Raw genomic sequence first — 19,409 nt, 5'->3', positions numbered from 1 at the left:
ATATTGAACGGCGTTCATTTTATTGTAAAGCGCGGTTTTTCAATTGCTTCTAGGACGCGGGCATAGACGCTTTCGAGCGGCGTGGTTTCGCCGAGCAGCGCGAATGTGCCGTTGAGCGTGAAGAAGCAATGGCCGTGGACCGTCGCCAGCAGCGAGCGTGTCAACGCGGTGGCCTGGTCGCGCCGCTCTGGCGGCAGTACCGCGGCGATCTCGTCCTGTACGACCCCGGTAATCGCGCGGATATGGTCGAGATAATAATCCGGGGCCGCAACACCATCGGGCAGGCGATGGTCGTACAGTGCGGTCCACGCGTGGCGATGTAGCAGCGCGAACTCAAAGTAAGCCTCGACCAGGAGACGGAGGCGATCCTCCTCCGCTCCCGCAAGTCGCGCCTCCACATGCGCCTTCCACAACGCCAACGTCCGGGCGTTTATCGCGATGATCAGCATGTCGTGGCTGCCGAACACATTGTAGAGCGTGCCGATGGAATAGCCGATGCGTTTCGCCACCTCGCGCGCCGAGAAGCGCGCAAAGCCGACTTCGGAAATCTGGCGATGTCCCTCATGAACGATCATCGTTCGAAGTTCTTCGCGGGTGTGATCGGAGCGGCGTGCCACCTATCGAAGGTGCCATCGGATTTAACAGTGTTCAATAGATTTACGCTCGGTCGAGTTTCGAGCCATCCGGGCGTACCTCGCCCACACAACGCAAGGCGACGCGCCGCACGGCCGGATGAGCGAGCCGTTCGATTAGCGGCCCGTCCGCAACCGGTCAGGTTTGCTCGCCCTTGGCGGACCACCGCCGCCCTGGAACGGGACGCTTCATTCGAAACCCGACGCTCATGAGCAAGTTCACTAACGACGAATTTGTCCCAATTTTCGCCATTAAAGCGGCGCTGCAGTTGATCGAACGGCGATGAATGAACGTCGGGAGTTGGGGAGGCGAAAGGGCGGAGGGAGCGGCGGCTTTTGGGTCGTCTCAGACCTCGGCACGCTCGGCCCGCTCCAAAGCGTCTTCGACATCCACGCCGAGGTAGCGGACGGTACTATGGCCGAGAAGGATTTGAACTGCGCGCAGATTGCCCGTCGCCTTGTATATAATCGAAGCTTTGGTGCGGCGCAGGGAATCCGTGCCATTATCCTCGGCTGGAGGCCGATGCCGACAATCCACTCGCGAACGAGGCCGGCAATCGCCTCGTGCTCATGTGCCCCATATAGTCGTTACGGCTTGGAAAAACGAAATCGTTCAATGTGCCGCCACGGCACTCGAGCCAAGCGAACAAGGTCCTACGGGCAGGCTCGACGATCTCGAACTGCACTGGTCGTTTCGTCTTTTGGTGAACCACGATCGCGCGATCCCGAATGCGGCCACCGGCAACGATGTCGCCGATGCGGACTTTCACGACATCGCAACCGCGCAGTTTGCTGTCGAGTGCGAAGTCGAGGAGCGCTCGATCCCGTAGGCGCTGGTGCTGGGCAAGGCAGAAGCGAATAGCCCACACTTGTTGCGGTTTCAATGCGCGCTTCGCGCGCAGCACGCGGCCCTCGTTCCAAGGGCGGAGCGCGTGGAAAGCTGGATCTAACGACGAGTGTCCCATCGCATATCTCCAAGGTGTCGAGTCAGCGCTGTAGGATACATCGGGAGGGTGAAGTGCCCGTTTACATCCATGGTTGGCGAGGCGCCGTGAACAAACCGCCGAGGCCGTGACCGGAGGAAATGTGGGTCTCGCGCTTGGTTGTGGGTCGCATTTCCTGTATCGGCGGGGCGGTCCACTCAGCTTTCGCGAGCGTCCAGCAGAAGGCGCAATCGCTCGGCGTCTGCTGCCGAGGCGGGATTATATATGATCATTCCGAGTTCCGGCCGCCCTTCGACTGCGAACGACGAGAACTCCATGGCGAGCAGTCCTGCCTCAGGGTGATGGATGCGCTTTATCCCCTCGCCGTGAGCGACCACGTCGTTGTCTTGCCACAGCGCCTCGAACTCGGGGCTGATGCGGTACAATTCCGTGACAAGTTCGGTGACCGCCGCGCTGCTGTTGGCACCCGCTCGCGCCACGTCTGCACGAAAGGCGCCGACGACGAAGCGCGCAACACCTTCCCAGTCTGCGTTTCGAGCGCGGACATGGTTGCTGCCGAACATAATGCGGAGGATGTTGCGCCCTTCACGCGGCAGCTTGGCATAGTCGGTCAGCAGCACCGCCGCCGCCCGGTTCCAGCCGACGACATCCCACATCGCCGTCTTGATGATCGCCGGGCTCAGCACCATCCCGTCGAGCACACGCTGCAGCCGTGGGGAGATGCCGTCGACCGGCTGATAGCGCGCCTCGGGCGGGCGGCCGAGGCCGAGCATGTAGATGTGCTCGCGCTCCGGATCGGTCAGCATCAGGCCCTTGGCGATACGGTCGAGAACGTCGGCTGACGGCGCACCGCCGCGACCCTGTTCGAGCCAAGTGTACCAGGTCGGGCTGATGTTCGCCCGGGCAGCCACTTCCTCGCGGCGAAGCCCAGGGGTGCGCCGCCGACCGCCGCCAAACCCAAGGGCCACCGGGTCAAGGCGGGTGCGGCGATCGCGGAGATAGGCCCCGAGTGGGTTGGGGAGCGGGTTGCGCGCTTCGCTGGCCATGATCGATCCTGTTAGGCGGTATACCATGATAAGGTCACTACTTTAACACTCTCGAACCGGCCGCGATATGCCTTTCCAGGAAAAGGAGATTTGAAATGCGCGTGTTCCTCACCGGTGCGACCGGATTCATCGGCTCGCACGTCGTGCCCGAACTCATCGCGCGGGGCCATCAGGTGCTCGGGCTCGCCCGTTCCGACGCCGGCGCGCGGCACCTCGAAGCGGCCGGTGCGGAAGTCCATCGTGGCGACCTGGAACAGCCCGAGACGCTCGCGAACGGCGCGGCGGCGGCCGATGCGGTGATCCACTGCGCGTTCGACCACAATTTCGCGACGTTCTTCGAGAATACCAAGAAAGACGAACGTGCCATCGCCGCGATGGGCGCGGCGCTGGAGGGGACCCTGAAACCGATCTTGATCACCTCGGGCGTCGGCATCGGCACGCCGTTGAACGGCGGCCCGGCGACCGAGGACGTGCTCAACCCGCGCCATGCCAATCCGCGCATCGCGACCGAACTCGCCGGCGCGGCGCTGATCGCGCGCCGCATCGACGTGCGCACTATCCGGCTGCCGCAAGTCCATGACACCACCAAGGCCGGCCTGATCACGCCGTTGGTCGCCGAAGCGCGCCGATCCGGGGCGGCGGCCTATGTCGGCGAGGGGCAGACGCGCTGGTCGGCGGCACACGTCAGCGACGTGGCGAAGCTGTACGTCCTGGCGCTGGAGAAGGGCGAACCGGGTGCGCGCTACAATGCGTCGGTAGAGGAGGGCGTCACTGCCCGCGCCATCGCAGAGGCGCTTGGAAAGGGGACCGGGCTGCCAGTCCGATCCGTCGCGGCCGACGAAGTCGAGCGGTATTTTGGCTGGATGGCACCCTTCGCGATGCTCGACATGAGTGCGTCGAGTGCCTGGACGCGCGCGCGGCTTGCGTGGGAGCCGACGGGGCCCGATCTGCTCACCGACCTTGCCGCGATGGACTTTTCGCCGCCCGCCGAGGCCTGATCCTGCAATGATAGCCGGCGAGCGGAACCGCCGAGCAAGCGGGCAACGCATCACGCGCATGATAAAGGAGTAGGCGATGCTTCCTGGCACACGAACGAGCGGCCGGTGTTGGGAAGCCGCGCGGACGCACTGAATGTCGGCAATTGGGTCTTCCTGGCAACCGGTCCCATCGCGCCGAGGCGATTGTCGCCCTCTAGCGAGCGTCAGGACGTCGGGTTCTGCCGGAGATAGGCGAACATGTGCGACGCGTAGTCTGCCTTTCCCAGCTCGATGCCTTGGGCTCGGATGATCGAGTATGCGGTCACGACGTGGAAATAGAACTGCGGCAGCGCCCAGTCGCGCGCATATTGCTCCGCCGTCATGTCGAGGATCATGCCGTTCGGCAGCGCGTGGGCGATCGGTGCGGCACGGTCGATCGTGATGCCCGCGGCTGCGGCGGCCTCGACCACCGCGATCGTCTCGACGATCCGGGCTTGGGCGTCCGCGAGCGTGCCGGGCCGCTCGCCAGCGTTTCGCCCCTCGTCGAGCAGTGTCTGCAGCGCGGGCGGAAACGCCTGATCGAGCAACCGGAACACGCCTTCCTGCGCCTGCCGGCACGCAAAGCGGACCTGTGTCGCCAAGGGGAACATGTCCGGCGCGAGCCGCGCCGCCAGCAGGGTGTCGACGCTCCCGTCCGGCCGCTGCGCCTCGGCCTTGGAGAGCCACTGCGACAACGCGCCCAGCATCTGCACATAGGTGGGGACGACAAGATCTGAGAGCGTCATGGAGCTTCGCGTTTGTTGCGGGTCGGCAGGTCGATCCCGCGCGCGTTTTACACAGGCCAGCCGCTCGGAGCCAAGCGTTTGTCAGCCGATGCCATCGAGCGCTGCCACCTCCTGGTCGGGAAGCTGCAGCGCCGCTGCGGTGAGGTTTTCGCGAAGGTGCGCCACCGACGACGTGCCGGGGATCAGCAGGACGTTGGGCGACCGCTGCAGCAGCCACGCCAGCGCGACCTGCATCGGCGTGGCGTCCAGTCTTGCGGCCACATCGGACAAGGTCTGCGACTGGAGCGGGTTGAAACCGCCCAGGGGGAAGAAGGGCACATAGGCGATGCCGTCCGCCGCCAACGCATCGATCATCGCATCGTCGTCGCGATGCGCGAGGTTGTACTGGTTTTGCACGCAGACGATGTCGACGAGGCCGCGCGCCTGCTCGACCTGCACGGGCGTCGCGTTGCTCAGCCCGATATGGCGGATCAGTCCCTGCGCCTGCAGCGCGGCGAGCGCGGTGAGCTGCGGTTCGACCGACCCTTCCGCGGGCCCATGATCGTTACCGCCACCCATCAGGCGCATGTTGACGACATCGAGCACGTCCAGACCAAGGTTCCGCAGATTGTCGTGCACTGCCGCCGTGAGCGCCGCTGCGTCCTGCGCCGGGTTCCATGAGCCATCGTCACCGCGCACCGCACCCACCTTCGTCACGATGGTCAGCTCGTCGCGATAGGGATGGAGCGCTTCGCGGATGATCTGGTTGGTGACGTGCGGCCCATAGAAATCGCTCGTATCGATATGATCGACCCCGCTTTCGATCGCTTCGCGCAGGACGGCGAGTGCTGCGTCGCGGTCGCGCGGGGGTCCGAACACGCCGGGTCCGGCAAGTTGCATGGCACCATAGCCGAGCCGCCGCACGTCGTGGTCACCGAGCCGGAAGCTGCCTGCCTGTTCGATCGTTTGCATGTCGTTCTCCTCTTCCCCCTCCAGATAGACGTTGCCGAAGCGCGCGATAATCCCGCATGATCCGCACGGGCTGTACGGAAAACCGAACGATGGACGCTGACCTTGGAGACCTGACTGCCTTCCTCGCGGTCGCAAAAGCGCGCGGTTTCCGCGACGCGGCGCGGACGAGCGGCACCAGCGCCTCGACGCTGAGCGAAGCCGTGCGCCGCCTGGAGACGCGGCTCGGCGTCCGACTGCTCCACCGCACCACCCGCAGCGTCACGCCAACCGAGGCCGGTGCGGGGCTCATTGACCGGCTTACCCCGGCACTCGGCGAGGTCGATGCCGCCCTGGACGCCGTCGGACGCTTCCGGGACGGCGCGGCAGGGGCGCTTCGACTGAACGTGCCGGTCAGCGCCGCGCGTCTCGTGCTGCCCGCGATCCTGCCCGGATTCCTAGCCGCGCATCCCGCGATCCGGCTGGAGATCGTTGCGGAAGACAGCTTCGTCGATGTGCTCGCCGCTGGGTGCGACGCCGGCATCCGCTACGACGAACGGCTCGAGCTGGACATGATCGCGGTGCCCATCGGGCCGCGCGTCCAGCGAATGGCGACTGCCGCTGCGCCGTCCTATCTCGATCGACACGGCCGCCCAGACCACCCGCGCGCCCTGCTGGACCACGCCTGCGTGCTCGGACGTTTCGCGAGCGGTGCCCTGACGAGCCCCTGGGAGTTCGAGCGTGCCGGCGAGATCGTCCGGGTCGAGCCACGCGGGCCGTTGATCGTACAGGTCGGCGGCGCGACCGATCTCGCCGTCGACGCCGCCGTCGCAGGCGTGGGGATCATTTCGCTGTTCGAGGACTGGCTGCGTCCGCATCTCGACAGCGGTGCGTTGGAGCCAGTGCTGGAAGACTGGTGGCAGCCGTTTTCCGGCCCTTTTCTCTACTATTCGGACCGTCGCCTGGTGCCGCCCCCGCTGCGCGCGTTCATCGACTTCATCAGGGCGCGTGCAAGTTAGGTAAGGTCAGATTTTAGGAAGGCGGCGGCGGTCCAAGTATCGGTTTTTGCTACTGCGCATCAGCGATTGAGCCGCAAAATAAAGCGGAATTTCGATGTTGAACGAACGTCGGGTATCGGGACGCGACGAGGATGAGACGAATGTCGGATTGTGGGTCATACCGTCGCTAGTAGGGACGCAGGGCCACCTTGGGATGGTACTCGACGCAGTGACGTCGTCAGCTGGGTCAAGTCGCGATCTGTCCCAACCGCCTGTCGTGGATGCGAGAGAGCAGGACCACGGCGGAAACAGCGCCAAGGAGACACGTAAGCATGTCCCATTGCGTGTCCCATGCATCGCCTTGGGTGCCAAGAAACTCGTTGGCGCCCTGGCCTAACGCCATCGCGGCCGCAAATTCGATTAGCTCGTAGGACGCGCTTACGGCCAAGCAGCACGCCAAGACCAAAGTGGTGAGTAGCCGACCCGGCGGCATGCCGCCCAGCCTGATGAGTAACTCGCGCAAGACGATGGCTGGTACGAACCCTTGCATTAGGTGGCCAAATCGATCGTATGGATTTCGCGAAAGACCAAGCCAGCTCTCAACGTCAAAGCCTATCGGCACCCGCGCATAGGTGTAGGCGCCGCCCACCATCAGCACGAGACCGTGCACGAAGATCAGGGTGAGCGCAAAATTCGTCAGCTGGAAGCGCCGACGCGTTGCCCATAGAACAGGTAGAACGATGAGGGCGGGCGCGATCTCCATCCACCACGTCGCACGATCAAAGGGGTTCCAGCCCGACACGACCAGCGCGCCTGCCCACCCTACCGTTAACAACGCGAGCCCTCTATTACTTCGCGTCCGGTTCTGTTCTGGCATTTAACCTCCGAACCCTCCCGTACTGCGCCGATTAGGCGATGCAATCGAGAGCATTGATCTGGCACCTTCGTCACCTTTTTTCGTTCCGCGGGCACTTCAGCTAAACCGGAAGCGGCCGTCAGATCTACCTGAATGAACGGCCGGAATAGGGACGGTGGAAACTGTCAATGAGCGTTCAGTTGTGGATCGTAGCGGCGGATAGGCGAGGAAGACTCATGAAGATGACCGTGCTGAGAGCATCGGCGTTGCGCCTTCTCCTGCTAGCAGCCTTGACGGTCATGGTGGCAGGCGCGGCCCCGGCGGGAACGGGCGGGCCCCAGCCCGTCGAGCTGTCGGCGCCATTCGGCGCCCGCATAGGATGGCGCTTCACCGCGACGCAGGGGCCCGCGATCCCGGATCCATTTGGCGACCCCACTGACAAGACCCCCGGCCCAATCCGTTTATGCATCAGCGCAGACGGAGGACGGAGCTGCCGTCCAAACCTTGATGGGCTGCTCGCCGGACCGGACAAGGACGATCTCTTCTCGCAGGCCCACTTTCTTAACGACGTTCGCATCGTCAGGCCGCGGCAGGACCTCCCATTGCTGCTGATACAGGTCGCGAGCCTGCACAGCGGCGATGGCGACCAGCGCGTCGCGATGGTCGCGCTGACCTACGAACGAGCGCTCGACCGATTTGCGCCCGTTTACGAGAAGCAGACCGGTCGCAACAACAATCAAGAAATCCGATACGTCGAGGCCGGCCAACTCCGTGGCGCGATCGTCTCCGCCGAACCGACGAACGATGCCCCGTTCGGCTTCTGGATCACGGTCGACCGCCTCGGACGAGGCGACCGCTACGTGCGGGTCCTCCGCTACCGGAGCGCCACCCTCTACGCCGACGGCAACCCCCTCGCGGTCATCGATTCCGAAATGCCTAACATCCAGCAGCGACTGGGCATGTGGCGCCCGGGATCCAAGCCGCCACTCCCCGCGAGCTCGTGCCGCAAGCCAAGGATCGTGAAGCAGGAGCTCTGGTGCATCGATACGCCCGGTCGGGGGTGATCGTGCACGAATGTATGAATGTCGGAAGTTGGAAAGGCGAAACGGCGCCGGGAATGGCGGCTACTGGGTCCAATCGGCCTTGGAAGCGGTCGGTGTTTGGTCGGCGACGCTCGGCAGCTACGCCAAAATGATCCTCGAGCGCTGCACCGGCGATTCCCTTGCCGTCGTAGAGGCACTCCGGCCCTGCGCAACCGACCATGGCGTTAAGCAATACCGGCGCAAAGGCGCGCGCCACCGTATAGGCGCGGCCTGAGAGTCAGCGCACTGCCGCGGCCGATCCGGCGCCGCCCCGTGCATCATGCGCGCCGAACATCGTCGCTCCGGCTAGCGGCGGCGCGCCGAGCGAAAGGAACCCCGACGTCGCGCCAGCTATGCTGCGGAGCCTTGGCGCCCCCAGCGCGATGCCCTCGGCAATGCCCCATTGCCCCTCGTCGGAGAAGGTATAGCCGCGCTGTTCGAGCAAGTGTCGCGTGTCGGCCGACAGCGCAAAAGGTTCGAGCGCGACCGTGTCGGGGAGCCATTGCTCGTGGATGCGCGGAGCGTCGATCGCCTCCTGCACGTCCATGCCATGATCGACCATGTTGAGGATCGCCTCGAGTGTGATGGTGATGATGCGCGAACCGCCCGGGCTGCCAATCACCAAAACGACCTTGCCATCTTTGAGCACGATCGTCGGGCTCATCGAGCTCAGCGGGGTCTTGCCCGGCGCGACCGCGTTGGCCGCGCCCTGCACCAGCCCGAACATATTGGGCGATCCCGGCTTCGAGGTGAAATCGTCCATCTCGTCGTTCATCACGATGCCGGTGCCGGCGGCGACCCGGTGCGCGCCGAACCAGTCGTTGAGCGTGTAGGTGACCGACACCGCATTGCCCTTGGCATCGACCACGTCATAGTGGGTGGTGCTCTTGCCCTCGTGCGCTGGCGCCGCGGGTCCGAGGGACGCGGACGGCGTCGCGCGTTCGGGATCGATCGTGGCGCGCAGCTTCGCGGCATAAGCGGGCTCGAGCAATTCGGCGATCGGATTGGCGACGAAGTCGGGATCGCCGAGCTTGTTATTGCGATCGACATAGACCCGGCGCAGCGCCTCGACCAGCACATGAACCTCGGCGGCGGAATGGAAACCCATCGCGGTGAGGTCATAGCCCGACAGGATGTTGAGCGTTTCGCAGATCGACACGCCCCCGGAGCTCGGGGGAGGCGCCGAAACGACGTGGTAGCCGCGATAGTCGCACTCGATCGGCTTCAGTTCGCGCACCCGGTAGTCGACGAAATCCTGCCGGGCGAGAATGCCGCCACCCTTGGTCGAAGCCGCGATGATCGCGCCGCCGATCGATCCTTTGTAGAATGCATCGGGGCCATTGGCGGCGATCCGTCCAAGCGTCCGGGCGAGGTCGGCCTGCACCAGCCGATCGCCCTTGGTCAGTGGCTTGCCGCGTGGCTGAAAGATGCGCGCGGCTTCGGGATCGCGCGCAAGCTTCGGGCCCTCGAGTGCCATCACCCCGGCATCGCCTTGGCCGAGCAAGAAGCCGTCGCGCGCCAGGCGGATCGCCGGCGCCATCAAGGTCGCGCGCGACAGGGTGCCATAGCGGACCCGCGCGATTTCCAGGCCCAGCACCGTGCCCGGTACGCCGACCGCTTGCCAGCTATCGGTCGACCGGCTCGGTACGGGGTTGCCGTCTTTGTCCTGGAACATGGTGGCGGTCGCGGCACGGGGGGCCTTCTCGCGAAAATCGAGGAAGGTGGAGCGTCCGTCGGCGAGATGGAGCGTCATGAAGCCGCCACCACCGATGTTGCCGGCCTGTGGGTAAACGACAGCCAGCGCGTAGCCGACCGCGACCGCTGCATCGATCGCGTTGCCGCCTTTTGCCAGGACCTCGACGCCGACATCAGTTGCGAGCTGCTGCGCGCTGACGACCATTCCACCGGAGCCCGCGACCGGCTCGCGATCGGCAGCGGTTGCAACTGCTGGGACCAGAGCCAAGCAAAGGGCGGGGAGGAACGTGCGCATGGCACCGATGGTGACGCAAACCGCAGGCGTTGAAAAGCACGTACAGTCGAACCGTTTGTGCTTGGGCTATTCATATGGGTACGGGAGACGGATCCGCCCCGCCTAAAATGGGTACTGAATGAAGGTCCGAGATTGGGCGGTGCGGATGTTGAAGAGAATGTCCGACTGTAGGTCGCCGTTGCTGCAAAGCTGCCGGACCCCTGTCGACCAGTTCTCGCCGGTTGCGCGCGCTTCCAGAACGCCATCAGCAGACATAGTGGTTATCCTCCGCTACAAGGCTGCGATGTTTACAGCCTATCTCGCCGTGGTGATTTTCGGATTATGCGCCATTGTTCTGCTACCTGAAAGCGGGCCTGCCCGATTCGTAAGGTACGTAATCTACGCTGTTATTCTGGCTGGCTTCGTATTTTTTGTGGCGTTAGTCTACGGGCAGTACGCAGCACACGCACCCCTATAAGGCCAGCTCGCTCTTACAAATTCTTCAGCATGACAGGCAACAGCAGCTCTCCACCAGTTTAGGCCGTACAGACGCCTGATTCACGCGCCAAGAAGTTGCCGTCCAATCAGGTGAACGAACGGCCGAAAAGTGGGAGGCGGGGAAGGGCGCTCGAATGTCTGCTTGTGGTAAGCAGTCGGAGCGAACTGAATGACTGGGATTGGGTCATTGAGTGCAACGTCTGAAGATTAGAGACGAGCTTCCCTGATCATTCTCTCTTTGTCCGTCGATCTAAAAAACCGCGAATATGCGACATCCCCTTTAATTCGATACGTCCCCATAACCAGGGTCAAGCTCGACGGCACGTGCCGTGTCGATTTGCGCACCGCGCTCGTCACCGCGCTCGCGCTTGAGCAGGGCCCGGGTGTAATAACTGCGGGCGTCACCATCGTATCGGACGGCCAGATCGAGATCGGCCGCCGCACGATCCAAGTCTCCGGAGTGGCGATAGGCAAGGCCGCGGTTGAGATAGGCAAAGCCCGAGCGCGGTTTCGCCGCGATCGCTTGGGTGAACGCTTCGACAGCGGCGGCCCAGTCGCCTTGCCAGCCAAGCGTCAGACCTTCGGAGAGCGATACGGCCGCCGTGTTTGTCGCCCGACCGATCGCGCTTTTGCATTTCCGCAGATCCCTGCGCGGGTCATCCAGCGTGCAGGCATTCCAGTCGCCGCGCTCGGTGGTGCGCCGCCCGCGAGAAACTCGCGAACCGGTGACGACGATGTCGTTGACCGACGCGTCCTCCCCCTTTTCAGCGATCTCGACGCGCGGGGCGGCGCGCTTCGCGACGCGCGCATATTGTGCGGCGGGCTCCGCCGCGACCACCGCAGCAGGCGGGGCAGACGCCGCGGGTGAAAGTGGGACCGGAGTGGGGGGCGGGGCGATCATCGCCGGGGCAGGCGCGGCTTCTTTCCGCGATGCGTCGGCCGCACCACGATCAACCATCGCGACCTCGCTCCGCGACGAGGGCACGCGAACGGGCGGCGTAGGGGCTGGCACCATCGGTTCGGTGCTGGCAAGCGCCTTGGGTCGGGCACCCGCACCGGACTTTGCGGGCGCGGTCCCTGGAGGGAGAGGGGGCACTCTGGCTGGCTGATCGCTCGGGGGCGCGAGCCCGTCGCCCGGGGTGTGAAGCGCGAGCGTAGCGCTGATCGTTGCGATCAACAGGACCGACGCGAAGGCCCCCATCTGCGCGCTCGGTATCGTCCACCATGCCCTCCGGCGGGGCGGGGGGCGGCTCGGCGGCGCCGCAGCCGGAGACGTCCCGTCGAAGCGCTCCATCGCGGCGGCGATCGCGGCCTCGCGCCGGCTCGGCCGGGGCGGTGGCGGCTGGGGCAGGAGCCGGGGGAAATCGTCGTCGCTACCCATTCGACGCCTCGACTTTCCGAAGGCGAGGTGCCGGGCCAAGGATGCGATGAGTGCAGGAGACGGGCATTGCGCAACCTATAGCGGCAATCTCGGCCGGGTCGAAGGGCATGTTGTCGGTGGCGAGGCCCGGGGGGACGCTCGTAGCATCCCCCGGGCCATCACCTTACCGCTCGAGCGCTGCCATCTCAGGCGCAGTTTTTGCCGCGCGGACCATCTGCACGAACTCCGAACGGTAACCGAATGCGTCCGGCCCCCGCGTCGCGGTTGCGATGCGCAGGACGTCGTCATAGCGCAGCGTCCGATTGTATTTCCCGCCACGCAGCAATTCGGCAAAGCCGGCGACGGCGGTGGCGAAGCGTGCGTCCTGCGGCGCATCCTCGAACCGGGCGAATTGCACGCGCTTGTTAATCGGCGTGGTCAGCAACCGGCTTGTGTCGGATTTGGGCAGCTTGTAGCGAATCTTCACGAACCCGAGTTCGCCGCTCGACGGAGCAGCCGCTACGGGCGCCGCCCGCGCATACCGCAAGTCGCCATTCGCCCGCGGCCCGCCCACCGGCACGATCTCGTACAGCGCCGTCACGGTCTGCCCTGACCCGACATCGCCGGCATCGACCTTGTCGTTGTCGAAATCCTCGCGCTTGAGCATGCGCGTCTCGTAGCCGATCAGCCGGTATTCGGCGACCGCCAGCGGATTGAATTCGACCTGGATCTTCACGTCCTTGGCGATCGGAAACAAGGTCGAGGTCGCCTCGTCGACCAACGTCTTTCGTGCTTCGTTGAGGGTGTCGATATAGGCCGCGGTGCCGTTGCCGTTCTGCGCCAGCGTCTGCATCAGCGCATCGTTGTAATTGCCCATGCCAAAACCGAGCACCGAGAGGAACACGCCCTTGCCGCGCTCACGTTCGACATAGCCCTTGAGTTCGTCCTGGCTGGTGATGCCGACGTTGAAGTCGCCGTCAGTGGTGAGGATCACGCGATTGACGCCCTTGGGGTCAAGATTCCGCTCGGCCAGCGCATAGGCCTGGCGGATGCCCTCCGCCCCAGCCGTGCCGCCGCCGGCACCCAGCCGGTCGATCACCGCGCGAATCTTAGCCTTGTCGCGCGCGGGTGTCGGTTCGAGCGCGGTGCCCGCACTGCCAGCATAGGTGACGATCGCCACGCTGTCGTCTCCGTCGAGCTGATCGAGCAGCATCTCCAGCGACTGCTTGACCAGCGGCAGCTTGTTGGGCTCGTTCATCGAGCCCGACGTGTCGATCAGGAACACAAGGTTCGCGCGGGGGCGCGTCTCGTGCCCGATGGCATAGCCCTTCACGCCGATGCGAACGAGCTTGCGGCCGGGCGACCATGGGCTGGGGAAGACGGCGACGTTGGTGCTGAACGGCTGCGCCGCACTCCGCGCCGGCGCGTAGTCATACGGGAAATAGTTGATCATCTCCTCGGTCCGCACCGCCGCGGGCTGCGGCAGCACGTTGCGATTGAGCGACGCGCGGACGAAGGCATAGGAGGCGGTGTCGACATCGAGCGAGAAGGTCGAAACCGGTTCTTCGCGCACGACTTTGAAAGCGTTCTGCTCGGTCGCCGTGAACTTGTCGCGCCCGACGTCGTGGTACGGGGGAGGGCTTGGGATGCGCTCCTGCGCATAGCCGTAGGCGCGGCTCATGGTCACAGGGCTGGGAGGGGAGACGGACGGCGGCGGCGGCGGCGCCATGAGCGGCACGGACATAGTGTCGCCAGCGACGCGCGATCCCGTCACGACGATATCGGAGGCGCCTTCCTGGGCGGCGGCCTTGCTCGTGTTCGATGGCGACGAAAGTTTCTGATCGGTGCTGGCGCAAGCGGCGAGCAGCGACAGGACGATCCCGGTCGTGATCGCCTTGGACGGATGGGGCATGGTGATCTCCCTTGGTGACAGCGGGCGATATCGTCCGCATCACCTTGGACGCGCCCCGGCCGTGAATCCTTGGGATGGGTGTGAAATTTATTTCAGGACGCGTTAGCGCTCGCCGCCAGCCTTCCCGGCAATCATCCGCCGCACCTCGTGCATGCGCCACGACACGGTCGCCTCGGCCACGCCAAGGATCGCCGCCGCCTCGCGGTGGGTAAGTTGCTGGCCTGCGACCAGCACGACGGTTTCGCGATAGGCCGGAGGCAGGCCGGCGATCGCGCTCTTGACCCACATCGCGTCGTGCAGGTCGCGCCCGTCGGTCCCGGCCGCCAATCCCGCCAGCACGGTGAGTCGCGCGGCCAACCCGCCGAACGAGCGCCGTCGGCGGTGCGCGTCGCGGCACGCGTTGACGACGATGCCGCAAAGCCAGGTCGAGAACTTGGCCTCGCCGCGAAAGCTGCCGATACGCTCGACCAGCACGCAGCACACGTCCTGCGCGATATCGTCGGCATCGCTGCGTGACCCGGTCAATTGCCACGCGAGGCCGTGAATACGATTGTAATGGCGCTCGAGCAGCGCGGAAAACGCCGCGCGGTCGCCGGCGACGGCGTCGGCCACGAGCTCCGTGTCATGATCGTCGCCGCGATCGACCATGGTTCAGCGCGGCGCCACCTTCCCCGACATCGCGAACTTTGTGCATCATTCGCGCGCACAATGCCATCGGCGCGCGGGTTTATCATGCGCATGCCTCCATGGGTGGGATCACGGCATCGAGCAGCGGTATCGAGCAGGACTGGGGCGTGGCATCCTCCTGGGTCTCGAGCTCCTGGTCGGGGCCGACATCATCTCAACGATCACCGCGCCGCTAACCTTCGCGAGCGTTGGCCTGCTCGGCGCCATCATCGCGATCCGTACCTTCCTGCGCTTCTCTCTCGAAACTGAGATCGAAGGGTGCTGGCCATGGCGGCGAACGCCGCGTGACGCGGATCGCAGCAGGAGCCGCGAGCAAGGGCACGGCTAGGGCCTCATGGCGGGTAGCCGCAAGCAGTTGGTCGGCGAAGGTCGCGCCGATCCGAATCTGAGTCGATTGTTTGGTGGCCTACCGTTCATGCGCGGCAGTGGGGTTGGCCCGACGGTAAAACACAGATCTCATAGGGTTTCAAAGAAAGGCACGATGCTCCATTCGGCACTGTCGTCACGTCACGCTGCCGGTTCAGCTCGAAACTGACTTTGCGCGCCAAGCCGGATTGGGGCGTTTGTCGCACCATAGCCCAGATAGGCGCCACGACGTTCTACCACTTCGAAAAAGAAGCGCTTCTCGAATGCGCGGGTGTAGACTTGCCAATATTCGTTCCCGGCCTCGTCGCGGTCGAACAGGATATTAAGCGCGGCCATCTCCGCGATCAGGTCATCGGCCAGCCCGAAGCGCGCCACCAGATCTTCGTAATAATTGCCCGGGATCGCCAGCATCGCGACGCCGTTGGCCGCGAGTCTTCGGGCTGTGACGAAGATGTCGGGGGTGGTGAAGGCGATATGCTGGAAGCCGGCACCGAAGACGTTGCCGATGAACCGCGATGACAGCGTGCCGCGGCCGCCCGAGGCGTTCATCGTCACGCGGAAGGCGCCGTCCGACCCCTCGATCGCGCGGCTCTGGACGAGCCCGGCGGGGTCGGGAATGTCGAGCTCGACCTGTTTGGCGACGTCGAACAACGCCGTCCAATAGAGCTGCCACGACAGGAATTCGTCGATGTCGACCGAGGCGGCGACGTGATCGACCCGCTCGAGCCCGGCATCCTCGGCGTCGCCTTGCAGCGCGCGGAATTCGTCGGTCCAGATCCGGTCGGTCGCCGTATCGCGCAGCAGATAGATCAGGCTGCCGCCGACGCCGCGCAGCGCTGGCATGCCGGCGCTCTCGCGTGGCGTGCCATCGTCATAACGCTGGATCGCGAGCGCACGGGCGCGGCGCAGCGTCGCGTCGGGGTTGGGGACGGTGAGCCCGAGCGCGCAGATCGAGGCGCCGTGCATGATGTCGTAGGAATGCGCGAAGCCGCGCTGCTCGCGATTGACGACGAGGTTGATCGCCCCCTGCCGCCAGCGATCGACCTGCAGCGCGCGATGCTGCCCGACCTTGGCGAAGCCGAGTCCGGCGAGCAGCGGCTCGAGCCGCGTCGCCTCTTCGTCCGACGCGGCGAATTCGATGAATTCGATCCCGCCGATCGGGGAGGGCGGCGGCAGCGGCGAGCGCTTGCCGATCATCCGCTCGGCCTGGTCGTGCACCGCGACGAGCGAGCGCAGGCCGTCCTGCGCGACCAAGGCGGTCGAGCTCGCGCGAAAGCGATCGTTGAAGATCTCCAGCGAGAGCGGGCCGTCATAGCCGAGCTTGAGCAATTCGGCGACGAAGCCCGCGACGGGCAGGTCGCCTTGCCCCGGCATGCAGCGGAAATGGCGGCTCCAGAACAGCAGGTCCATCGACAGCAAGGGCGCGTCGGCGAGCTGGACGAAGACGATCTTGGCCGGGTCGATCTCGGCGAGGCTTTCGTTCGGAATGCCGCGCGACAGCGAGTGGAAGCTGTCGAGCAGGATGCCGATCGACGGATGATCGACCGCCTTGACGATCTCCCACACCTGGCGGTGATCGTAGACGTGCCGCCCCCAGGCGAGCGCCTCATAGCCGACCAGCACGCCGCGCGCCGCGGCGCGCTCGCCGAGCGCGCGGAAATCGTCGACGATGCGGTCGTGCTCGCCGAGCGAATGCGGCGAGCAGTTCGAGCAGACCAGTATCCGGTCGGTGCCGAGCTCGGCCATCACGTCGAACTTGCGCTCGGCGCGGTCGAGCGCGCGCTGGCGCAGCTCGCCCGGCATTCCCTCGAAATCGCGGAACGGCTGGTAGAGCGCGCAAGTCAGTCCGAGATCGTCGAGCTGGCGCGCGATCTCGCGCGGCGAGGCGGCGCAGGACAGCAGGTCGGTCTCGAAAATCTCGACCGCGTCATAGCCTGCGGCCGCGATCGCGGTGAGCTTCTGTTCGAGCGTCCCGCTGACGGAGACGGTGGCGATGGAGGTACGCAAGCGACAGTTCCAATCGATTGGGGGTCAGGCGAGACGGAAGACGTGGACGAGTACCGCGGGCGGGCCGCCCGACACACTTTGCAGGCTGCCGACGAAGACCGACTGGTTGAGCCAGTCGTGCGGCCCGGTCGGCGCCTCGAATTCGGGAACGGTGCGGAGGTAGCGCGCCTTTACGCCTGCCACGCGGGTGTTGGTCAGGCCGCGATTGCGGACGTGGATCTGCGTGCCGTCGGTGGCCTCGATCATGTAATCGGCCTCGAGCACGGTGTAGTCGTCGGCGCGCTGGAGCTGCCAGTCGGCGCCGCCGGGGAGGATGCGGCCGCTGATGCGCGGGCCCTCGAACCTCCCGCCGATGATCGGGATGCGGCGGCGGATGCCGTACGGCGTGCGGCCGATCTCGCGCGTCGGCTCGAGCAGGACGTGGACGGAAAAAGCGAACTCGACGCGCGGAGTGGCCTCCGGCGGCGGGAGCGGGGGGCTTGGCGGGAGCGCTTGCGCAGGCGTCGGCAGAGTGAGCGGGAGCAGCGTCGTGGCCATCGCCCCGAGCACCGTGCGCCGACTGGTCAGGCTCTCCATCATCGCATCTCCTTGCCCCGATCCTGTCGTCGCTTGACGATCACGAACCGTTTCGTACACACTCTGCCCGTCGGGACCGAAATCGGCAAGAGGCGCGTTGCGGCCCGGCGAGGAGGATGGATGAAAGCGATCTTGCGGATGCTTGCGGCATCGAGCTTGCTGGTGTCGGCGGCGGCCGCGATCGCTGGCCAAGCGGTTCAGGTCGCGGCGATGCAGCCGATTGCGACCGATCCCGTACGCACCGGGTCGGGCCTGGTCGCAGGCACGCAGCGCGACGGCGGCGTCCGCGCGTATCTCGGCATTCCCTATGCCGCGCCGCCGGTCGGCGACTTGCGCTGGGCGCCCCCGCGCGCGGTCGCGTGGAGCGGCGTGCGCAATGCCGATCGCACCGGCCCCGAATGCATGCAGGTGCTGCGGCCGCACGACATCAACCATTATTTCGGCGAGGAGGCGGTCTCCGAAGACTGTCTGTCGATGAACATCTGGGCGCCGCCCCGGGCGTCTGCCGCGAAGCTGCCGGTGGTGGTGTTCCTGTATGGCGGCGGCTTCACGATCGGGTCGTCGGGGATGCCCAATTATGGCGGCGCCGAGATCGCGCGGCGCGGTGCGCTGTTCGTCAATTTCAACTATCGCGTCGGCGCGTTCGGCTTCCTCGCGCATCCCGAGCTCAGCCGCGAGCAGGGCGGGCATTCGGGCAATTACGCGCTGATGGACCAGATCGCGGCGTTGCGCTGGGTCAAGGCGAACATCGCGGCCTTCGGCGGTGACCCCGACAAGGTCGCGATCATCGGGCAATCGGCGGGCGCGCTGTCGGTGGCGTCGTTGATCTTTTCGCCCGAGGCCAAGGGGCTGTTCCGTAGCGCGGTGATGACGAGCTGGTGCAATTATCGCGACACGCTGCCGACGCTGGCGGAAGGCGAAGCGATCGGCGTGGCGGTGCAGGAGCGGCTCAAGGCTGGGTCGCTCGCGGCGATGCGCGCGATCCCTGCGGATCGCATTTTGGCGATCCAGAGCGAGAGCCAGCTCGGGGCGAATGTCGCAGGGGTCAGGATCGGCGGGCCGATCGTCGATGGTGTCGTTCTGCCCGCGCAGAAGGCGGCATTGCTGGCGGCTGGGCGGATCAACCGCGTGCCGATCATCGCCAGTTCCAACACCGACGACATCGACATTGCGATGAGCCCGTTCGGCAAGGTGACGACGCTCGAAGCCTATCGCGCCACCGCGCGCGCCGCGTTCGGCGCCGAGGCCGACGCGTTTCTCGAGCGCTTCCCCGCGGCCAGCGACGCCGAAGCCAAGGCTGCGGCACGGCGCGTTGCGCATCTCGGTGGCTTTGCGCTCGCGTCGCAGCAGTGCGCGGTCGATCAGGCGGAGGTCGGCCTGGCGACGTACATCGACGACTTCGCGCGCAAGCATCCCTATACGCCGGGGGTGCGCTTTGCCGACCAGGATCCGGCGACGGTCGGGGCCTATCACACCGGCGACATCCCCTACTGGCTGGGCACGCTCGACGTGTACAACAGCCTGCGCCAGACGCGCGACTGGACGTCCTACGATCGCAGCCTCGCGACGACGATGATGGACCACCTGATCGCCTTTGCGCGCGACGGTCGACCGGGGGCGGGCTGGCCGGCATGGTCGGCGCGCGATCAACGCGAGGTTGTGTTCGGCGACAGCGTCGCGGTGCGGCCGCTCGATGCGGCGGGATTGGCGTGGCTCGCGGCGCATCCGGTGGCGCGGACGCCGCTCGCGCCGCGTGGCTCGCCACGCGACTGACGCGCTGATATTGA

The 19,409-nt window shown here is 65.5% G+C and carries 16 protein-coding genes and 2 pseudogenes; 5 read left to right on the top strand and 13 right to left on the bottom strand.

The window, feature by feature from the left end; genetic code table 11:
• Window positions 1-14 precede the first annotated feature (14 nt).
• From U1872_RS15640 to U1872_RS15630, 3 genes and pseudogenes are all read right to left on the bottom strand, one after another.
• Complete coding sequence (locus tag U1872_RS15640; RefSeq protein ID WP_332793841.1) at window positions 15-575, bottom strand: TetR/AcrR family transcriptional regulator; 561 nt, start codon at window positions 573-575, stop codon at window positions 15-17.
• Window positions 576-978: 403 nt separating this feature from the next.
• A pseudogene (locus tag U1872_RS15635) lies at window positions 979-1,597 on the bottom strand (tyrosine-type recombinase/integrase).
• Between the two features lie 176 nt (window positions 1,598-1,773).
• A complete protein-coding gene (locus U1872_RS15630; RefSeq protein WP_332793840.1) occupies window positions 1,774-2,622 on the bottom strand; it encodes a helix-turn-helix transcriptional regulator in 849 nt (282 codons plus the stop codon).
• Window positions 2,623-2,717: 95 nt separating this feature from the next.
• Here U1872_RS15630 and U1872_RS15625 point away from each other — a divergent pair, with 95 nt between their 5' ends.
• Window positions 2,718-3,620: an SDR family oxidoreductase gene (locus U1872_RS15625; RefSeq protein WP_332793839.1), complete on the top strand. Its 903-nt coding sequence runs from the start codon at window positions 2,718-2,720 to the stop codon at window positions 3,618-3,620.
• Window positions 3,621-3,823: 203 nt separating this feature from the next.
• Here U1872_RS15625 and U1872_RS15620 read toward each other — a convergent pair whose 3' ends face one another.
• Both U1872_RS15620 and U1872_RS15615 read right to left on the bottom strand, forming a co-directional pair.
• The gene (locus U1872_RS15620; protein ID WP_332793838.1) at window positions 3,824-4,384 is read right to left on the bottom strand and encodes a DUF1993 domain-containing protein; all 561 of its coding nucleotides are present in this window, start codon (window positions 4,382-4,384) and stop codon (window positions 3,824-3,826) included.
• Between the two features lie 81 nt (window positions 4,385-4,465).
• On the bottom strand, window positions 4,466-5,335 hold the full coding sequence (locus U1872_RS15615) for an aldo/keto reductase family oxidoreductase (protein WP_332793837.1): 870 nt from the start codon (window positions 5,333-5,335) through the stop codon (window positions 4,466-4,468).
• Window positions 5,336-5,424: 89 nt separating this feature from the next.
• Here U1872_RS15615 and U1872_RS15610 point away from each other — a divergent pair, with 89 nt between their 5' ends.
• Window positions 5,425-6,330, top strand: coding sequence for a LysR family transcriptional regulator (locus U1872_RS15610; protein WP_332793836.1), 906 nt, complete (start codon window positions 5,425-5,427; stop codon window positions 6,328-6,330).
• Window positions 6,331-6,556: 226 nt separating this feature from the next.
• Here the strand turns inward: U1872_RS15610 and U1872_RS15605 are convergent, their stop codons facing one another.
• Window positions 6,557-7,186: a DUF2238 domain-containing protein gene (locus U1872_RS15605; protein ID WP_503654766.1), complete on the bottom strand. Its 630-nt coding sequence runs from the start codon at window positions 7,184-7,186 to the stop codon at window positions 6,557-6,559.
• A 215-nt stretch (window positions 7,187-7,401) separates the two neighbouring features.
• Here U1872_RS15605 and U1872_RS15600 point away from each other — a divergent pair, with 215 nt between their 5' ends.
• Window positions 7,402-8,229, top strand: a complete 828-nt coding sequence (locus tag U1872_RS15600; protein WP_332793834.1) for a hypothetical protein — start codon at window positions 7,402-7,404, stop codon at window positions 8,227-8,229.
• A 136-nt stretch (window positions 8,230-8,365) separates the two neighbouring features.
• On the opposite strand, the pseudogene eutB reads toward U1872_RS15600, so the two are convergent.
• The 5 genes and pseudogenes from eutB to U1872_RS15575 all read right to left on the bottom strand — a co-directional run.
• Window positions 8,366-8,467: pseudogene (gene eutB / locus U1872_RS15595) on the bottom strand (ethanolamine ammonia-lyase subunit EutB); the annotation flags it as partial.
• Window positions 8,468-8,485: 18 nt separating this feature from the next.
• Window positions 8,486-10,147, bottom strand: coding sequence for a gamma-glutamyltransferase (ggt, locus tag U1872_RS15590; RefSeq protein ID WP_332793833.1), 1,662 nt, complete (start codon window positions 10,145-10,147; stop codon window positions 8,486-8,488).
• A gap of 847 nt (window positions 10,148-10,994) precedes the next feature.
• Window positions 10,995-11,672, bottom strand: coding sequence for a tetratricopeptide repeat protein (locus U1872_RS15585; RefSeq protein ID WP_332793832.1), 678 nt, complete (start codon window positions 11,670-11,672; stop codon window positions 10,995-10,997).
• Window positions 11,673-12,258: 586 nt separating this feature from the next.
• Window positions 12,259-13,986: a vWA domain-containing protein gene (locus tag U1872_RS15580; protein WP_332793831.1), complete on the bottom strand. Its 1,728-nt coding sequence runs from the start codon at window positions 13,984-13,986 to the stop codon at window positions 12,259-12,261.
• A gap of 102 nt (window positions 13,987-14,088) precedes the next feature.
• A complete protein-coding gene (locus tag U1872_RS15575; RefSeq protein WP_332793830.1) occupies window positions 14,089-14,598 on the bottom strand; it encodes an RNA polymerase sigma factor in 510 nt (169 codons plus the stop codon).
• Window positions 14,599-14,632: 34 nt separating this feature from the next.
• Here U1872_RS15575 and U1872_RS15570 point away from each other — a divergent pair, with 34 nt between their 5' ends.
• The gene (locus tag U1872_RS15570) at window positions 14,633-15,001 is read left to right on the top strand and encodes a DUF1622 domain-containing protein (RefSeq protein WP_332793829.1); all 369 of its coding nucleotides are present in this window, start codon (window positions 14,633-14,635) and stop codon (window positions 14,999-15,001) included.
• A 179-nt stretch (window positions 15,002-15,180) separates the two neighbouring features.
• Here the strand turns inward: U1872_RS15570 and U1872_RS15565 are convergent, their stop codons facing one another.
• Both U1872_RS15565 and U1872_RS15560 read right to left on the bottom strand, forming a co-directional pair.
• Entirely contained in the window at window positions 15,181-17,046 is a 1,866-nt protein-coding gene (locus tag U1872_RS15565; RefSeq protein WP_332793828.1) for a bifunctional sugar phosphate isomerase/epimerase/4-hydroxyphenylpyruvate dioxygenase family protein, read from the bottom strand.
• 24 nt (window positions 17,047-17,070) lie between these two features.
• On the bottom strand, window positions 17,071-17,625 hold the full coding sequence (locus U1872_RS15560) for a DUF3237 family protein (protein ID WP_332793827.1): 555 nt from the start codon (window positions 17,623-17,625) through the stop codon (window positions 17,071-17,073).
• A gap of 117 nt (window positions 17,626-17,742) precedes the next feature.
• On the opposite strand from U1872_RS15560, the gene U1872_RS15555 reads away from it, so the two are divergent.
• On the top strand, window positions 17,743-19,395 hold the full coding sequence (locus U1872_RS15555; RefSeq protein ID WP_332793826.1) for a carboxylesterase/lipase family protein: 1,653 nt from the start codon (window positions 17,743-17,745) through the stop codon (window positions 19,393-19,395).
• Window positions 19,396-19,409: the final 14 nt, after the last annotated feature.

The sequence above is a fragment of the Parasphingomonas frigoris genome (assembly GCF_036663815.1).
GTDB lineage: Bacteria > Pseudomonadota > Alphaproteobacteria > Sphingomonadales > Sphingomonadaceae > Sphingomonas.
This window is presented reverse-complemented; position numbering and strand designations above follow the sequence as displayed.

Coding starts and splice junctions, on each gene's coding strand:
- U1872_RS15640 (WP_332793841.1), bottom strand. CDS start 575: ATGATCGTTCATGAGGGACATCGCCAGATTTCCGAAGTCGGCTTTGCG.
- U1872_RS15630 (WP_332793840.1), bottom strand. CDS start 2,622: ATGGCCAGCGAAGCGCGCAACCCGCTCCCCAACCCACTCGGGGCCTAT.
- U1872_RS15625 (WP_332793839.1), top strand. CDS start 2,718: ATGCGCGTGTTCCTCACCGGTGCGACCGGATTCATCGGCTCGCACGTC.
- U1872_RS15620 (WP_332793838.1), bottom strand. CDS start 4,384: ATGACGCTCTCAGATCTTGTCGTCCCCACCTATGTGCAGATGCTGGGC.
- U1872_RS15615 (WP_332793837.1), bottom strand. CDS start 5,335: ATGCAAACGATCGAACAGGCAGGCAGCTTCCGGCTCGGTGACCACGAC.
- U1872_RS15610 (WP_332793836.1), top strand. CDS start 5,425: ATGGACGCTGACCTTGGAGACCTGACTGCCTTCCTCGCGGTCGCAAAA.
- U1872_RS15605 (WP_503654766.1), bottom strand. CDS start 7,186: ATGCCAGAACAGAACCGGACGCGAAGTAATAGAGGGCTCGCGTTGTTA.
- U1872_RS15600 (WP_332793834.1), top strand. CDS start 7,402: ATGAAGATGACCGTGCTGAGAGCATCGGCGTTGCGCCTTCTCCTGCTA.
- ggt (WP_332793833.1), bottom strand. CDS start 10,147: ATGGTCGTCAGCGCGCAGCAGCTCGCAACTGATGTCGGCGTCGAGGTC.
- U1872_RS15585 (WP_332793832.1), bottom strand. CDS start 11,672: ATGGTTGATCGTGGTGCGGCCGACGCATCGCGGAAAGAAGCCGCGCCT.
- U1872_RS15580 (WP_332793831.1), bottom strand. CDS start 13,986: ATGCCCCATCCGTCCAAGGCGATCACGACCGGGATCGTCCTGTCGCTG.
- U1872_RS15570 (WP_332793829.1), top strand. CDS start 14,633: ATGGTTCAGCGCGGCGCCACCTTCCCCGACATCGCGAACTTTGTGCAT.
- U1872_RS15560 (WP_332793827.1), bottom strand. CDS start 17,625: ATGATGGAGAGCCTGACCAGTCGGCGCACGGTGCTCGGGGCGATGGCC.
- U1872_RS15555 (WP_332793826.1), top strand. CDS start 17,743: ATGAAAGCGATCTTGCGGATGCTTGCGGCATCGAGCTTGCTGGTGTCG.